Source organism: Amycolatopsis pretoriensis (genome assembly GCF_900107925.1).
Classification (GTDB): domain Bacteria; phylum Actinomycetota; class Actinomycetes; order Mycobacteriales; family Pseudonocardiaceae; genus Amycolatopsis; species Amycolatopsis pretoriensis.
On record NZ_FNUJ01000014.1, the window covers coordinates 79827 to 93704 of the forward strand.

Genomic DNA, 13878 nt, shown 5'->3' on the forward strand with positions numbered 1-13878 from the left:
CGATGTCGCTCCCGATCGGTTCAAGCAAGGAGCCCGACGACGCGGTCGAGCACGGACCCGAACTCCTCGACGTCCTCCAGTTCGACATACTCGCTGGCCGGCTCGTCGATGCCAGGATGAATGACGCTCACGTCAGTCCAGCCGCCGGCGTACAGCACGAACTCCGTCTCCGCCGCCTCCGAGTACACCCGCACACCCAATGACATCGGTCGCCTTGCCTGGCGGCCGCCATCGCGGCCGCCCGGTCGAGGTCCAGGTTGCTGAGGTCGATACGGCGTTCCACGTCGCCCACGGTAACGATACCCAGCGCACCGCCGTGCACAAACGGCCAGCTGGTGATCAAGGTTGCGAACATGCACTCGTGCCGCTGGTCGGTCGTCCATCGGACGCGCGCTCATACAGATCAGCGAGCGAATGAGGCCGTCGACCGCGACAGCCCAGGGAGTCAGCCGCGCTACTGATCCTCGACATCGATTCGTACGGCCGCGTCGAGCAGGTACCGAGGCAGCTTGGAACTCGCTGACAACACCTCGACACCGACGAGCTGTCCGCCTTCGTCGAAGTCCAGGTTGATCATTCCTCCCACCCCAACCGGATCACACGGGTACATGTGCGACACGCTCCGGCGTTCTCGCGGTTCGGTGAAGTAGACGTAGGCCGCATCGGCCTCCTTGTCGTAGGTGACCTCGACGTCTGCCACGAGTGACGGCCTCCCTGCTGACGACGGAGAAAAGGCCTTCCGACCTTGGCCATGATCATATGACCGCCGACCGCGTTACTCATGGCGAAGTCGCAGGCGGTCGGCTGTGCTCGAACCGACGACGCTCGAGAGCTGATGTGCGAGCGTTGTGACGTCCTCACATTCCGATGGGCGGACGCCTGCGTGACACCGTGGCTCGGGTCAGCACTCCACAACTACCGCGTTCTTGCCGCTTACCCCAGTGCGCGGTCGGCAAGGCCGCGGTAGCCGTGGGATTCGGCGATTCGCAGGGCCGCACCGAAGTAGTGGTCGGCCTCTGCTCGGGTACCGGCGGCGCGGTGGATGTGGGCTAACTGCAGGAGTGCCTCGCATTCCTCGAAGCGGGTACCGAGCCGACGGGTGAGCTGGAGCGCGTGGTGGGCGTTGAGCAGCGCGAGCCGGTACTGACTGCCTGCGAGGTGGCCTGCCGCCAAGGCGGCATACCCGGCCGCTTCGATGGTGGGGTCGGTGGCGCCGGCGGCGGATTCGAGCGCGGTTTCAGCCAGTTGCACCGCGCCTGCGTGGTTGCCGACACCGGCATGGACCGTACTGAGCACCGTGAGCGCGCGCGACTCGAAGCTGTGGTCGTTGATGCACCGGGCTTGTTCGGCGGCTTCTTCGGCGGCGTGGCGAGCTGCGCCGTAGTCACCGACGCGGACGCCGACCCGGGCGAGCAGGACAAGGGCGCAAGGTTGGGGACCATCGGCCACCTGCTGCGCATAAATGGCTGCGGCCTTCGTCAGGTCCCCACGATGTTCGTGCAGGATGCCGAGGTTCAGCTGACGCCATGGATTGGGCGCGTCCTCCAGCGCGATCGCCTCCGCGAAAGCTGTGGTCGCACGTTCCAGGTCTCCGGTGGTCAGGTAGAGCATAGCGAGGTTGTTCAAGACAGCGGTCATGCCGCGGCGTGACCGCAGTGCTCGGTAGAGGTGCAAGGCGGCTTCGAAGTGCCTGATGGCGGGCGGGAAATCGCAGCGGAGGGCGTGGGATGCCGCGAGGTGGTTGTGCGCGACCGCGCACAGATCGGGCCGGCCGGTAGCGTTCGCCGATTCCAGCCCGATCCGGGCGAGTTCTGGCCCTTCGGCAGACCAGTTGTTCATGCAGTACCCACGCAGGGCGTCGACGAGCCGGCACACCGACACGGGGGTATTGCGCGTGTGGGCGTGACGGATCGCAGCGACCAAATTGGGGAATTCAGATCCGAACCATGCCCGCGCGGTATCCCGGTCAGCGAACGCATCCGAATGGGAGCGCGGCCCGGGCAGGCGCAGCATGGGCGAGTACAAGAGATCTGCCGCCGCGTCGGCATAGGCGAGATAGTGCCCGAGAAGCGCTCGCGTCGCTGCCTCGCTGTCGTCCTCGGTCTGGGCGCGTTCGGCAGCGTAGTGACGGAGCAAGTCGTGCAGGCGGTAGCGGTTCGGTGCGTGCTCTTGAACCAGGTGTGCGGAGGCCAGGCGCTCCAGCTGGCGAGTGATCACTGCGGCCGGCGCACCGGTCAGCGCACCGGCCGCGTCCGGCGTGATGTCGCCTCCGGGCACTAGGCCGAGCAGGCGGAACGTGCGGCGGGTAGCGCTGTCGAGAGCCTGGTACGACAGGTCGTAGGCAGTGCGGACCGCACTGGTGTCGCCGTCGACGGTCAGGCTGTTCAGCACACCGTGGTTGCGCATGTCGGCGAGGTGGTCTGTCACCCGGCGCCCGGCGCGGTGCCGGATCTGCGCGCCGGCGATGCGCAGCGCGAGGGGCAGCCGCGCACACGTCTCGGCGAGTTCGGCGATGGCCGTCGGTTCTTCTGTCGAGCGTTCTGCGCCCACAGCAGCGGTGAGCACAGCGACAGCGTCGGCCGGCGGCAAGACGTCCAAGCTGATGCGGTGGGCACCCTCGAGGGCGACCAGCCCGTCCAGGCGGTTACGGCTGGTGACCACGACCGCGCAGCTCGAAGCCGCCGGCAGTAGCGGCCGAACCTCGGCGGCGTCGGTGACGTTGTCCACGAGGCAGAGCACGCTTTTCACGGCCAGCACCGACCGGTACAGCGTTGTTGCCTCGATGACGTCGCGCGGAATCTGTTGAGCCGGGACACCGAGCGCCCGGAGGAACCGCGCAAGAATCGAGGCGGGACCGTACGTGTCGTGGAGGTCCGCGTAGAGCTGGCCGTCGGGGAACTTCTCGCGGACTCTGTGCGCCCACTGGGTCGCGAGCTCGGACTTGCCGGCTCCGGCAGTCCCGGCGATGACCACGAGGCAGGGACCGTCGCCGGAGAGCAAGAGCCGGTCGAGCGCGAGGAGTTCGGTGTGACGCCCACGGAACCCGGTGGCAGCCCGGGGCAGCTGCGCGGGCGTCACGGGCAATGTGGCGGGAACACCGCGTTGCCGCAGGACCGCCGAGTGAGCGTCGCGCAAGTCGGGTCCTGGCTCGGCGCCCAGTTCGTCGGCCAGCCGGTCGCGGATGACGCTGTAGGCGTCCAGCGCGGCCGCCTGCTGCCCGGCGCCGGCCAGCGCAAGCATCAGCAGTGACCACAGCCGTTCGTGGAGCGGGTGATCGGCGACCAGCCGGCGCAGCTCACCGGCAACGTCGGCGCACGCCCCGAGGTTCATCCGAGCCCGACAGTCGTCCTCGACGACAGCCCACCGGGCCTCGAGCAGGCGCTGGGCCTCACCGTCGATCGCCGGGGTCGGGGGCAGACCGGACAGCGGTTGCCCTCGCCACAGGCTCAACGCCTGGCCAAGCAGCTGTGCGGCCAATGCGTCGTCTCCGGCCACGAACGCACGATGTCCGTGACTGGCGATGCGGCGGAATCGTTCGACGTCGACCTCGTCCGGCCGGGTTTCGATCAGGTACCCGCCCGCCCGGGCCTGAATCCGCTGCCCGCCGCCCAACGCGGCGAGCTGCTGTCGCAGCCGCGAAACGTGCGTCCGCAGGTTCGCCATCGCCGACGCCGGCGCAGCCTCCCCCCAGACGACTTCCACCAACCGCTGCAGCGGCACCACCACGTTGGGCGTCATCAGCAGGGCCGCGAGGAGAGCGCGTTGCCGCTGCGAGGTCAGCCGCAGATGCTCGGCGCCCGATCGCGCGTCGACCGACCCCAGGAGCAGAAACTCCACGACACCCCTCCGCCCGAGCCCGCGTCAATCCCTCAATGTTCGCCGGATGTGCTCATCGTGTACAGCCCGGATGCGATCGTGAAACCGCGGATCGCTCGCAGTCGGCGCACGGAGAGACGAGGGGGCTCGCCGTTCGACCCGCTGCGGGCGACCCGCGAAAGCAGCGATGACCACCCCGCTCTCGGGGAACGTCCCCCGTATTTCTTGGGCTCACAGCCACGACGGTCAAGTCGCAGCATGGCAATCGAACGTCCGCTATTGCCGCTGACAGTCTTTCGTCCGGCTGCACCCGCAGGCACGCACACGCTCCGGGTTGCCTTTGTGTGGCAAATCACACCCCCGCTGCACGCGGGACGGGGGTATCCGTCTTCCCGTGGAGAGCACATCCGGCGAACACATCGCCGATGACTGGAGGGAGCTTTCCATGTACCGCAAGGGAATCGTCCGCACGATCACGCTGACCGGCCTCGCTGCCGCACTGGGCCTCGTCGGTGCCGCACCGGCACTGGCCGCGCCGGCCGGCGAACCGATCTTCACCTCCGCAGACCTCAACGGCGACGGGACACGCGACACCGTGATCTCGCGACCGGCGATCAACGGCAAGCAGGTGATTTCGGCGACCGTGAACGGCAAGCGCACGGCGATCGTCCTGCCCGCGGACCCCTGGTTCGGCATCGTGGCACCGCGGGTGGCCGACCTCGACGCCGACGGCCGGGCGGAGCTGCTCGTCGCGACGACGTTGGGCGCCAACACGGCGTTCTTCGCCGTGCTGGACTTCGACGGCCGGAACCTGACCCAGGTCGTCGGCGCGGACAACAAGCCGTTCGAAGTCGCGGAAGGAGGCGGAATCGCCGCGCACGTCGGTTATATGTGCATGGCTCCGGGTGGCAACCGGTTGTTCGTGACGGTGGTTTCCTCGGCGGACGACATCAGCGCTCCCGCCGGCGAAATCACGTACACGGGCACGCGCACGATCTACAGCCTGCGAGCCGGCGCGCTGACAGTACTGGAGCAGGACGCGATCACAAGCCGCCCACTGGCAGACCCGGTGACCATGGTGGACGCGGCGAGCTGCGTCTGAGGTCCGTTCTCCCGGATCAGGGCTTTGGGTGCAGGTGGCGTATTCCCCGCCACCTGCACCTGGCGCATTTACCGTCGACTCCTGGACGTACGAGTCGGATGGCACTCCCGCACCCTCGACCGGCGCGCACGTACAGGTCCGGATGGACTCGCGGGCGTGTTCTCCTCGTCCGACGGGGATCACTGCTCCGCCGCCGCAGCGCGTGCTAGTCGAGGTTCTTGGCCATGACGACGTTGGTCTCGAGGTAGCCGAGTTTCCGGTAAAGCGACCTCGCGACCGAATTGTTGCCGAAGACCTGGAGCCGCACGGCTTTCAGACCGGCGGCGCGGACCTCGTGTTCCATCGCCCGCATGAGCGCTTCACCGTACTTCTGGCCACGCAGGTCTGCGTCGACCCTGATGTCGTAGAGGTAGGCGCCGTGGGGGCGTTCGGCGAACCAGATCATGCCGATCGCCCGATCGCCGTTCCGCGCGGTGTAAAGGTGGTGGCCGGGCGTGGCCACACCCTCGGGCAAGAGCTCCGCGTACTCGTCGATGGCGCGCTGTCGTGCACCCTCGGCCGGCCAGCTCTTCGCCGAAACATGGCCCTCGGCATAGGCCAGTACCGCAGCGCGGTGATATGTCTCGTATTCCTCGCTGGTCATCGGATCCAGCCGGACCTCGGTCATGGCCACCCCTCTTCTCGCGCTACCGACCGCGGACAACGTATCGGTCCGGCTCACGGTGAATCAGCCGCTCGGTGCGGCTTCTCGGACATGCTCCCCGTTATGGTTTGAGTCTCCGCCAAGGGGAGGCTGCAGGCTGTGGGCATGGACGACGAGAACCTCCTCACGATCGGGGCCCTGGCCGCGCGGACCGGGCTGTCGGTCAAGGCGATCCGGTTCTACGCCGACAAGGGGATCGTTCCCGCGACCTGCCACAGCCCGGCCGGCTACCGCCTCTACGACGTGGCGGCCCTGGCCCGGCTGGAACTCGTCCGCACGCTGCGCGCGCTGGACATCGATCTGGCCACCGTCCGGCGCGTGCTGGCCGATGAGACCTCGCTGGCCGAGGTCGCGGCCGCGCACGCCGCGGCCCTCGACACCCACATCCGGGTGCTGCGGCTGCGGCGTGCCGTGCTGACCGCCGTCGCGAACCGGCAATCGACCCCTCGGGAAATGGACCTGATGCACAAACTGGTGAACCTGTCCGACGCCGAACGGCGCCGCTTCGTCCACGATTTCGTCGACGACACCTTCGGCGGTGTCGACGCCAACCCGGCCATGGTGGAACTGCTGCGTTCGAGCATGCCCGAGCTCCCCGAAGACGCCACGCCCGGCCAGGTCGAGGCCTGGCTGGAGCTCGTGGAACTGATCCAGGACAACGACTTCCGGACTTCCGTGCGGCGGATGGCCGAGTACCAGGCGGCCCAGCGCGCCGACGGCGACACCACCGGCTTGCACCACGACCTGACCGAGACCGTGCGCGAGGACGTCGGCCGGGCACTGGCCGAGCGGATCGCACCGGATTCACCGCGGGCCGGCGGCATCGTCGCCACGCTCACCGCGTCCTACGCCGGAACGTTCGGCAAGGCCGACGACGACCAGCTGAAGCGGTGGATCCTCGAACGGCTCGAGATCGCCAACGATCCCCGCGTCACGCGGTACTGGCAGCTGGTGGCCACCATCAACGGCTGGCCCCCGCTCCCGGACCTGGAACCGGTGTTCACCTGGTTCGGCCGGGCCCTGCGCACCCAGCTCGACCGCCGCCGCTGAAATCCCACACCAAGATCGAGCGTTGCAACGTCCTCACGTGCCCGATGAGCGACAGCGGTGATTTTGAGGAACGATCGTTCTTGACTGATCGTTCCTCAAAAGGATACCGTCAGGGCATGGGCAGGCGACGGGCGTTCGACGAGGACGAGGTGGTGCGGACCGCCGTGGGGTTGTTCGGTGGCCGTGCGTTCGACGGAGTCTCCGTCGACGACCTCGTCACCCACCTCGGTGTGCACCGCAACAGCCTCTACAAGACGTTCGGCAGCAAACGCGGCCTCTACCTGGTCGCCCTGCGTCGACACGTCGCCGACGACGTCTGCCCCCTGGCCGAAGCGCTCGCCGCGGCACCGGATGCCGCGACCGCGCTGCGGCTCGTCACCTCGGCCGACCTCGGTTTGCTGCTGCTCGCGGCGGTCGACCAGGCCCCGGCCGACGAGGAGGTGGCCACCGAAGTGAGCGCGGCACTGGCCGCGCTCGACCAGGCGATCGCCGGCGCGCTCGACATTCCCACCGCCCTGGCGGGCGGCCTCACGGCCGCCGCACTGGGAATCCTCCTGCGCGGCAACCCCGACGGTGTCGGCGCCGCGCTCACCCGACGCTTCGATTCTCCTGACTGACAAGGAAAAATGACATGGCACTGGTCCACATCGACGGCAACGACCTCGTCGTCGTCATCGAGGGTCTCGACAAGCTCTGGGCCTTAAAGAGCAGCCTGACCATCCCGCTGGCCAACGTCCGCGGCGCGACCGCGGACCCCGGCATCGCCGCCGATCCCAAGGGGATCCGCGCGCCCGGTGCCCACCTGCCCGGCGTGATCACGGCAGGCACGTTCCACCTCGACGGCGAAAAGGTCTTCTGGGACGTCAAAGACGCGTCGAAGGCGGTCGTGATCGAACTCGCCGACGAGCGCTACGCCCGCCTGGTCCTCCAGGTCGACGACCCGCGCGAGACCGTCACGCTGGTCGAGAACGCCCTGCGCTGAAAAGGAAGCCGATGTCCGGCCGAGGCGGGGTCACGCCCGGACCGCACCAGCGGCGGACGCCACGAGTGTCATCGGCCAACGGAACTCCGGCCTATTCGAAGCAGTCCGCAGCTGCTCCTCGGTCAGCCGCCCGCCGGTAGCGATGCAGCTCCGCACGAGGGATCGCACCTCCTCGTCCTCGGCGCCCGGCTCGAGTTCCCACAGCTTCAGTGCGTGCAACGCCGCGCGGCGTGACACATCCGGGGTCGACGCGTACCAGTGCCCGCCCATCCGGCCCGAGGGCGGACCACCGTCCGCCGGCACGCGCCGACCGAGCTGCTTCTGCTTCACCCGCGAGTCCGCGTACGCCGCAACCTCCTCGCGCCACGCCGTGCGGCTGGCCTCCAGCGCCTTCAACGCGCGCAGCAAGGCCATTTCGTGCTGCTGGTACGGCCCCGCCAGCTCCTCGAGGAAGCTCAACGTCGCCCGGTGGCCGATCGGGTGGTACATGCGCACGCACGAACACAACGCCGCGACCCGCCGGCCGTGGGCCAGCCGGCCGTTCCTCACCCTGCGCGCCCGCTCGCCGAACCCCATCGGGCGACGATACCCGCCGGCGGGCGGGTTTGAGCCTGCCGCGACCGTGGTACTGACCGGTTTCACCGCTGTCCCGCTTTGGAGGGTGCTCGTGCAGATCCAGGTCAACACCGACCACAACATCCACGGTGGCGAAGGGCTGGCCACCTACGTGACCACCGAACTGGAGAACAGCCTCTCCCGGTTCGACGGGTGGTTGACCCGGGTGGAGGTGCACCTGAGCGAGGACGGCGGCAGCAAACCCGACGACAAGAAGTGCGTCATCGAGGCGCGGCCGGGTGGCAAGCAACCCGTCGCGGTCACCCACCACGCGGCCACTGTGGACGACGCCTACACCGGGGCGGCGCACAAACTGGGCCGGGCGCTGGACACCCGGTACTCCCGCGCCCACGACCACAAGGGCAGCGACAGCATCCGGCACATGCCCGCTCCGGAAGACGCCGAGCCGGACGAGCCGCAGGGTTGATCGACCGTCAGAGCCGCGATACCTGGTAGTGCGCGATCAGCCAGGCCCCACCGACGCGCCGGACGACCACGCTCAGGTGCACCGGCAGCGTCGGCCGGTCCGTGAAGCCGAAATCCACCGCCGCGTAGCCGAGGACCACGTCGTCGGAAAGTCGGCGGGACTCCACGACCCGGTAGTCCGCCGTCATGCCCAGCGGCTGCGAGTCGTAGTACGCGGCGACGCTGTCGCGGCCCACGCTGTACGGGTGCAGACCCTGGAAGATCGCGTCTTCGGTGAACAGTTCCGCGACCCGGGCCGGCTCGTGCGCGTCGACCGCGGACTTCCACGCGTCCAGCACGCCGGTGAGGATGTCCATGACGTCAGTGCCCCGCGCTCTGGCCGCCGTCGACGTGCAGGATCTCGCCCGTCACGAACGGCGCGCCCTCCAGGTAGACGACCGCGTCGACGATGTCGCCCGGGTCGCCCATCCGCCCGACCGGGTGCAGGCCCGCGAGCGCGTCGTGCGTCGACGCCGGGTGCATCGGCGTGCGGATGATGCCCGGCGACACGGCGTTCACGCGCACGCCGCGCGTCGCGTACTCGATCGCCAGTGACTTCGTGACCGCGTTCAGCCCGCCCTTGGTCAGCGACGCCAGCGCCGAGGGCACCGCGCTGTTCGCGTGGTCGGTCAGGCTGGTCGTGACGTTGACGACGTGCCCGCCGCCGACCTCGAGCATCGCGGCGATCGCGCGCTGGGTGACCTCGAAGAAGCCGCGCAGGTTGACGCCGGTCACGAGGTCGAAGTCGGCCGCGGTGTACTCGGTGAACGGCTTCGCGACGAACACGCCGGCGTTGTTCACCAGCGTGTCGACGCGGCCGAACGCCACCAGGGCCCGCTCGATCACGCGGGCGCCGACCGCCGGGTCGGCGATGTCGCCCGCGACGGCGAGGATCCCGGCGTCGCCCGACGGGGTGATGGACCGCGAGTTCGCGACCACGGCGTAGCCGAGCTTCCGGTACGCCTCGACCACGGCCGCGCCGATGCCCTGTGAGGCGCCGGTGACGACCGCGACCTTCTGGGTGCTCATGAAAACCTCCTGGTGGGTGGTGCTTCCTGAGCCGAGGATGAGCGCGGCGGACGCCGTCCGCCACGACCGGTTCGCTCTCAGCTGGAAGGCCGGACCTCCCACCGCATTAAGCTCCCGGTATGGAGCTACGCCAGCTTCGGTACTTCGTGGCCGTCGCCACGGAACTGAACTTCGGCCGGGCCGCGGAGCGGTTGCGCATCGCCGGGCCGTCGCTGTCCCAGCAGATCAAGGCGCTCGAACGCGACCTCGGCGTGCGGCTCTTCGACCGCGACCGCCGCTCGGTGACCCTCACCGAATGCGGCGAGTCGCTGCTGCCGCGGGTCCGCGCGCTGCTGGAGCAGGCCGACGAGCTGCGGCGCTCGGCGGCCGGGATCGCCGCCCGCGAACCGGTGCGGCTCGGGTACGTCAACTGGCGGCCCGCCGACCTGCTCGACCGCGTCGCGGGCGTCGCGCACCTGCACGTCGACACGTGGGTGCTGCCCTCGCACGCCCAGCTGAACCGGGTCGCCGACGGGAGCATCGACCTGGCGATCTGCTGGACGCGGGCCGCCGACCTGGCCGAACACGGCCTCGAAGCCCACCTGCTCGGCGCGGACCGGCTCCACGCGATCGGCGCCGGCGCCGCGGACGTCGAAGCGCGGGACGTCGTCGTGCTCGTCGACGCCGACACCGCGAGCTGGGCGTCGTGGAACGGCTACGCCGAGGAGTTCGCGCGGGCCACCGGCGCGCGGGTCGAGCGCATCGGCGACGGCGGCATCACCGGCGCGGCGTTCTTCGACCACGTCCGTCGGCTGCGGCGCCCGGTGCTGAACTCGCCCAAGGGCCAGACGGCGCCGGTCCCGCCCGACCTCGCGCGCCGGGCGGTGACCGGTCCGGCGCCGTTCTGGACGTGGTCGCTGGTGTCCCGCCGCGACGAGACGCGCGCGCCGGTCCGCGCGACCATCGCGGCGCTCACCCGGGACGTCGGCTCGCCGGACCTCGGGTGGCTGCCCGCCGACGACCCGCACGCGGCGCTCAGCCGAACGCCCGGACGGCCACGTCCTGCCAGTCGTTCCACGTCTTGAGCCGGGCCTGGTACTCGTCGGTGACCGCGGCGAGGGACTTGCCGAGGAACATCCGCAGGGGCGGGTCGGCGGCGTCGACGAGCTCGAGGATCGCCGCTCGGGTCGCGTGCGGGTCGCCGACGTCCCAGTGGCCCTCGCCGGCGGCCGGGTAGTCCGGGTTCGGCGTGCTCTTGCGCGAGCCGACGTCCAGCCATTCGGTGGCGTAGGGCCCCGGTTCCAGGTTGGTGACGCGGATGCCGAACTCCGCGACTTCCTGCGCCAGGGACTGGGAAAGCCCTTCCAGCGCCCACTTCGACGCGTGGTAGGCGCCGATGCCCGGGAACGCGACCACGCCACCCTCGCTGGTGACCTGGACGATGTGGCCGTGACGCTGCGCGCGCAGGATCGGCAGGGCCGCCTGCGTCACCCAGAGCGCGCCGAAGAAGTTCGTCTCCAGCTGGGCGCGGACGTCGTCCTCGGTGAGCTCTTCGACGCGGCCGAAGTGCCCGTAGCCGGCGTTGTTGACGACGACGTCGAGCCCGCCGAAGTGGTCCGCGGCGCTTTGGACGGCGGCGAACGCGGCGGCGCGGTCGGTGACGTCGAGGCGGAGCGGCAGGACGGCGTCGCCGTACTTCTCGACGAGGTCGTCGAGCTGTTCGGGGTTCCGTGCGGTCGCGGCGACCCGGTCGCCGCGCTCGAGGGCGGCTTCGGTCCAGTGGCGGCCGAAGCCCTTCGAAGATCCTGTGATGAACCAAATCATGCTTCCATGGTGGGCTTCTTCTCCCATGAGCACCAGCGATGCCTTTTCATAGGAGCCATGCGGTCTGGTCATGGCTAAGGTGACGGCATGAGCGAGGTGACGCTGACCGGCCTGCGGGTGGTTCGCGAGGTAGCGGCGACCGGCTCGTTCACGGCGGCGGCCGCGTCGCTGGGCTACACGCAGTCGGCGATCTCGCGGCAGGTGGCGATGATGGAGGCGGCGGCGGGCACGGCGTTGTTCGAGCGGCACGCGCGTGGAGTGCGCCCGACGCCGGCCGGCGCGTCGCTGGCCCGGCACGCGACCAGCGCGCTCGCGGTCGTCGACACCGCGGAGCAGGAGCTGGCCGGCCTGCGCGACCGGCTGGCGGGCCGGCTCTCGGTCGGCGCGTTCCCGGCCGCGGCGGCGGTCCTGGTCCCCCGCGCGCTGGCCGTCCTGCGCACGCGGCACCCCGGGCTGGTCGTCACGCTCGACGAAGGGGCGACCCCGGCGCTGCTCGCCCGGCTGCGCGGCGGCCGCACGGAGGTGGTGGTGATCGGTGTCGGCGAGGGGCTGCCGGGCTACGACCTCGCGGGCCTGCGGGAGGACGTGCTGACCGAGGACGACCTGCGCGTCGCGATCCCGGCCGGGCACCGGCTCGCCCGGCAGGGGCGGATCGAGGTGGCGGACCTGCGCGAGGAGACGTGGATCGTCGGCCGCGGCGGCCGGGGCGAGCCCCAGTTCGGGGCGTGGCCGACGCTGTCCGAGCCGCGCGTGGGGTGGGCGGTCCGGAGCTGGACGACCCGGCTGGGCATGGTGGCGGCCGGGCTGGGGGTCGCGCTGCTGCCGGGCGTCGCGGCGAAGTCGGTGCCGGCCGGGGTCGTGGTGGTGCCGGTGGAGGATCCGGCGTGGCGCGGGCGGAGTGCGGTGGTGGTCACCCGGCCGGGGCGTTCGGCGGGGGCGGGAGCGGTGGTCGAGGCGCTGCGGGAGCAGGCCGCCGAGCTGCGCGGGTGACGCGGGCAAGTGGCCCGGCGCTCCGGCCGCGAGAGCGGTGGTCGAAGGCCTCCGGGAACACGCGCGGGTGACACGGGCAAGCGGGTGGGCGCGGCGATCCAGCCTGGCCGCGATCGCCGAGGTCGAAGCCTGCGAGAGCACGCCGCCGAGCCGCGCGGGCGACACGGGCAAATGGGCGCGGCGATCCGGCCAGGCCGCCACCGCCCCGGTCGAGGCGCTGCGGGAACAGGCCGCCGAGCTGCGCGGGTGATGCGGGCAAGTGCCCGGCGATCGGCCGCGAGAGTGGTGGTCGAAGCCCCTCCGGGAACACGCGCGGGTGACACGGGCAAGCGGGCGGGCGCGGCGATCCAACCTGGCCGCGGTCGAAGCCCTGCGAGAACACGCCGCCAACCCGTACGCGTGGCACCGGGGGACGAAACCTGCCCACCCACAGCCGCCCGCCCCGGGGGAGAATCGATCTCATGGAGCCCACCGGACAGCCGAAGGAGCTCGGCGACTTCCTCAAGGCACGCCGCGCGCAGCTGAACCCGCGTGACGTCGGCCTGGTGGAACCTGCTTCGCCGCGGCGCGTCGCCGGGCTTCGCCGGGAAGAGGTCGCGCAGCTCGCCGCGATCAGCGTCGACTACCTGACTCGGCTCGAACAGGGGCGCGTGCAGGCGTCGTCGTCGGTGCTCGCCACCCTCGCGCGGGCGCTGCGGCTGGACGACGACCAGCAGTCCTATGTGTACGAACTGGCCGGCAAGCCCTTCCGCCGGCCGCGGCGCCGGGCGGGCGAGAAGCTGCGTCCGGCCATGAAACGGCTTCTCGAGCAGCTGGCCGAGACGCCCGCGATGGTGCTCGGCCGCCGCCTGGACGTCGTCGCGTGGAACGACTCGGCCGCCGCGCTGTTCACCGATTTCGCGCGCTACCCGGCTAACCGCCGCAACTACGTGTACCTGCTCTTCGCCGACCCGCAGGTGCGCGCGCTCCACGCGGACTGGGACGAAGCGGCCCGGACGGCGGTGGCGGCCCTGCACCTGGAAGCCGCGCGCGACCCGGACGCGCCGGAGCTGGCGGAACTCGTCGGCGAGCTGGCGGTGCACCACCCGGAGTTCCGCACGTGGTGGGCGGCCCACCACGTGACGAGTCAGGGCTACGGCGTCAAGCACTACCACCACCCGGTGGTCGGCGACCTCACCCTGGACTGCGACATGTGGGAAAGCCCGGACGGCAGCGGCCAGCGGCTGATGGTCCTGACGGCGGAACCGGGCTCGGCGGCTCACGAAGGGTTGCGGATCCTGGCTTCGTGGACCGCCGAACCAGTCACCGGGTGATCAGCTGCCG

General features: G+C 70.4%; 17 protein-coding genes. 9 read left to right on the plus strand and 8 right to left on the minus strand.

Features of this window, described 5'->3' with window-relative positions:
- Positions 1–20: 20 nt before the first annotated feature.
- The 3 genes from BLV96_RS50145 to BLV96_RS43940 all read right to left on the minus strand — a co-directional run bounded on the left by BLV96_RS50145 (position 21) and on the right by BLV96_RS43940 (position 3837).
- Positions 21–188 (minus strand): hypothetical protein, encoded by a 168-nt coding sequence (locus BLV96_RS50145; protein ID WP_158104175.1) that lies wholly within the window; start codon positions 186–188, stop codon positions 21–23.
- 266 nt (positions 189–454) lie between these two features.
- Entirely contained in the window at positions 455–700 is a 246-nt protein-coding gene (locus BLV96_RS43935) for a DUF2283 domain-containing protein (protein WP_086678514.1), read from the minus strand.
- Positions 701–933: 233 nt separating this feature from the next.
- Complete coding sequence (locus BLV96_RS43940; RefSeq protein WP_086678513.1) at positions 934–3837, minus strand: AfsR/SARP family transcriptional regulator; 2904 nt, start codon at positions 3835–3837, stop codon at positions 934–936.
- A 424-nt stretch (positions 3838–4261) separates the two neighbouring features.
- Here BLV96_RS43940 and BLV96_RS43945 point away from each other — a divergent pair, with 424 nt between their 5' ends.
- Positions 4262–4918, plus strand: coding sequence for an FG-GAP repeat domain-containing protein (locus BLV96_RS43945; RefSeq protein WP_086678512.1), 657 nt, complete (start codon positions 4262–4264; stop codon positions 4916–4918).
- 205 nt (positions 4919–5123) lie between these two features.
- On the opposite strand, the gene BLV96_RS43950 is transcribed toward BLV96_RS43945, so the two are convergent.
- Entirely contained in the window at positions 5124–5639 is a 516-nt protein-coding gene (locus BLV96_RS43950) for a GNAT family N-acetyltransferase (RefSeq protein ID WP_425266219.1), read from the minus strand.
- An 87-nt stretch (positions 5640–5726) separates the two neighbouring features.
- Here BLV96_RS43950 and BLV96_RS43955 point away from each other — a divergent pair, with 87 nt between their 5' ends.
- The 3 genes from BLV96_RS43955 to BLV96_RS43965 all read left to right on the plus strand — a co-directional run bounded on the left by BLV96_RS43955 (position 5727) and on the right by BLV96_RS43965 (position 7653).
- Positions 5727–6671, plus strand: a complete 945-nt coding sequence (locus BLV96_RS43955) for a MerR family transcriptional regulator (protein ID WP_086678510.1) — start codon at positions 5727–5729, stop codon at positions 6669–6671.
- A 116-nt stretch (positions 6672–6787) separates the two neighbouring features.
- Entirely contained in the window at positions 6788–7288 is a 501-nt protein-coding gene (locus tag BLV96_RS43960; protein WP_167379926.1) for a TetR/AcrR family transcriptional regulator, read from the plus strand.
- Positions 7289–7302: 14 nt separating this feature from the next.
- A complete protein-coding gene (locus tag BLV96_RS43965) occupies positions 7303–7653 on the plus strand; it encodes a hypothetical protein (RefSeq protein WP_086678508.1) in 351 nt (116 codons plus the stop codon).
- Between the two features lie 30 nt (positions 7654–7683).
- Here the strand turns inward: BLV96_RS43965 and BLV96_RS43970 are convergent, their stop codons facing one another.
- Positions 7684–8229: a hypothetical protein gene (locus BLV96_RS43970; RefSeq protein WP_244180936.1), complete on the minus strand. Its 546-nt coding sequence runs from the start codon at positions 8227–8229 to the stop codon at positions 7684–7686.
- Positions 8230–8314: 85 nt separating this feature from the next.
- On the opposite strand from BLV96_RS43970, the gene BLV96_RS43975 reads away from it, so the two are divergent.
- Positions 8315–8695 (plus strand): HPF/RaiA family ribosome-associated protein, encoded by a 381-nt coding sequence (locus BLV96_RS43975; RefSeq protein WP_244180937.1) that lies wholly within the window; start codon positions 8315–8317, stop codon positions 8693–8695.
- Between the two features lie 7 nt (positions 8696–8702).
- Here BLV96_RS43975 and BLV96_RS43980 read toward each other — a convergent pair whose 3' ends face one another.
- Entirely contained in the window at positions 8703–9050 is a 348-nt protein-coding gene (locus BLV96_RS43980) for an SgcJ/EcaC family oxidoreductase (protein ID WP_086678507.1), read from the minus strand.
- Between the two features lie 4 nt (positions 9051–9054).
- Complete coding sequence (locus BLV96_RS43985) at positions 9055–9762, minus strand: SDR family NAD(P)-dependent oxidoreductase (protein WP_086678537.1); 708 nt, start codon at positions 9760–9762, stop codon at positions 9055–9057.
- Positions 9763–9881: 119 nt separating this feature from the next.
- Between BLV96_RS43985 and BLV96_RS43990 the strand changes: the two genes are divergently transcribed.
- Positions 9882–10826 (plus strand): LysR family transcriptional regulator, encoded by a 945-nt coding sequence (locus BLV96_RS43990; protein WP_086678506.1) that lies wholly within the window; start codon positions 9882–9884, stop codon positions 10824–10826.
- On the opposite strand, the gene BLV96_RS43995 is transcribed toward BLV96_RS43990, so the two are convergent.
- On the minus strand, positions 10777–11565 hold the full coding sequence (locus BLV96_RS43995) for an SDR family NAD(P)-dependent oxidoreductase (protein WP_208608493.1): 789 nt from the start codon (positions 11563–11565) through the stop codon (positions 10777–10779). The genes BLV96_RS43990 and BLV96_RS43995 overlap by 50 nt on opposite strands.
- Before the next feature lie 87 nt (positions 11566–11652).
- On the opposite strand from BLV96_RS43995, the gene BLV96_RS44000 reads away from it, so the two are divergent.
- From BLV96_RS44000 to BLV96_RS44010, 3 genes are all read left to right on the plus strand, one after another.
- The gene (locus tag BLV96_RS44000) at positions 11653–12555 is read left to right on the plus strand and encodes a LysR family transcriptional regulator (protein ID WP_086678504.1); all 903 of its coding nucleotides are present in this window, start codon (positions 11653–11655) and stop codon (positions 12553–12555) included.
- Positions 12556–12622: 67 nt separating this feature from the next.
- Positions 12623–12805, plus strand: coding sequence for a hypothetical protein (locus BLV96_RS44005; protein WP_143051123.1), 183 nt, complete (start codon positions 12623–12625; stop codon positions 12803–12805).
- A gap of 211 nt (positions 12806–13016) precedes the next feature.
- The gene (locus BLV96_RS44010) at positions 13017–13868 is read left to right on the plus strand and encodes a helix-turn-helix domain-containing protein (protein WP_086678502.1); all 852 of its coding nucleotides are present in this window, start codon (positions 13017–13019) and stop codon (positions 13866–13868) included.
- Positions 13869–13878: the final 10 nt, after the last annotated feature.

What these genes read in the sequence shown, in the direction of transcription:
- BLV96_RS43945 (WP_086678512.1), top strand. Translation starts at nt 4,262, where the DNA reads ATGTACCGCAAGGGAATCGTCCGCACGATCACGCTGACCGGCCTCGCT.
- BLV96_RS43955 (WP_086678510.1), top strand. Translation starts at nt 5,727, where the DNA reads ATGGACGACGAGAACCTCCTCACGATCGGGGCCCTGGCCGCGCGGACC.
- BLV96_RS43960 (WP_167379926.1), top strand. Translation starts at nt 6,788, where the DNA reads ATGGGCAGGCGACGGGCGTTCGACGAGGACGAGGTGGTGCGGACCGCC.
- BLV96_RS43965 (WP_086678508.1), top strand. Translation starts at nt 7,303, where the DNA reads ATGGCACTGGTCCACATCGACGGCAACGACCTCGTCGTCGTCATCGAG.
- BLV96_RS43970 (WP_244180936.1), bottom strand. Translation starts at nt 8,229, where the DNA reads ATGGGGTTCGGCGAGCGGGCGCGCAGGGTGAGGAACGGCCGGCTGGCC.
- BLV96_RS43980 (WP_086678507.1), bottom strand. Translation starts at nt 9,050, where the DNA reads ATGGACATCCTCACCGGCGTGCTGGACGCGTGGAAGTCCGCGGTCGAC.
- BLV96_RS43985 (WP_086678537.1), bottom strand. Translation starts at nt 9,762, where the DNA reads ATGAGCACCCAGAAGGTCGCGGTCGTCACCGGCGCCTCACAGGGCATC.
- BLV96_RS43990 (WP_086678506.1), top strand. Translation starts at nt 9,882, where the DNA reads ATGGAGCTACGCCAGCTTCGGTACTTCGTGGCCGTCGCCACGGAACTG.
- BLV96_RS43995 (WP_208608493.1), bottom strand. Translation starts at nt 11,565, where the DNA reads ATGATTTGGTTCATCACAGGATCTTCGAAGGGCTTCGGCCGCCACTGG.
- BLV96_RS44000 (WP_086678504.1), top strand. Translation starts at nt 11,653, where the DNA reads ATGAGCGAGGTGACGCTGACCGGCCTGCGGGTGGTTCGCGAGGTAGCG.
- BLV96_RS44010 (WP_086678502.1), top strand. Translation starts at nt 13,017, where the DNA reads ATGGAGCCCACCGGACAGCCGAAGGAGCTCGGCGACTTCCTCAAGGCA.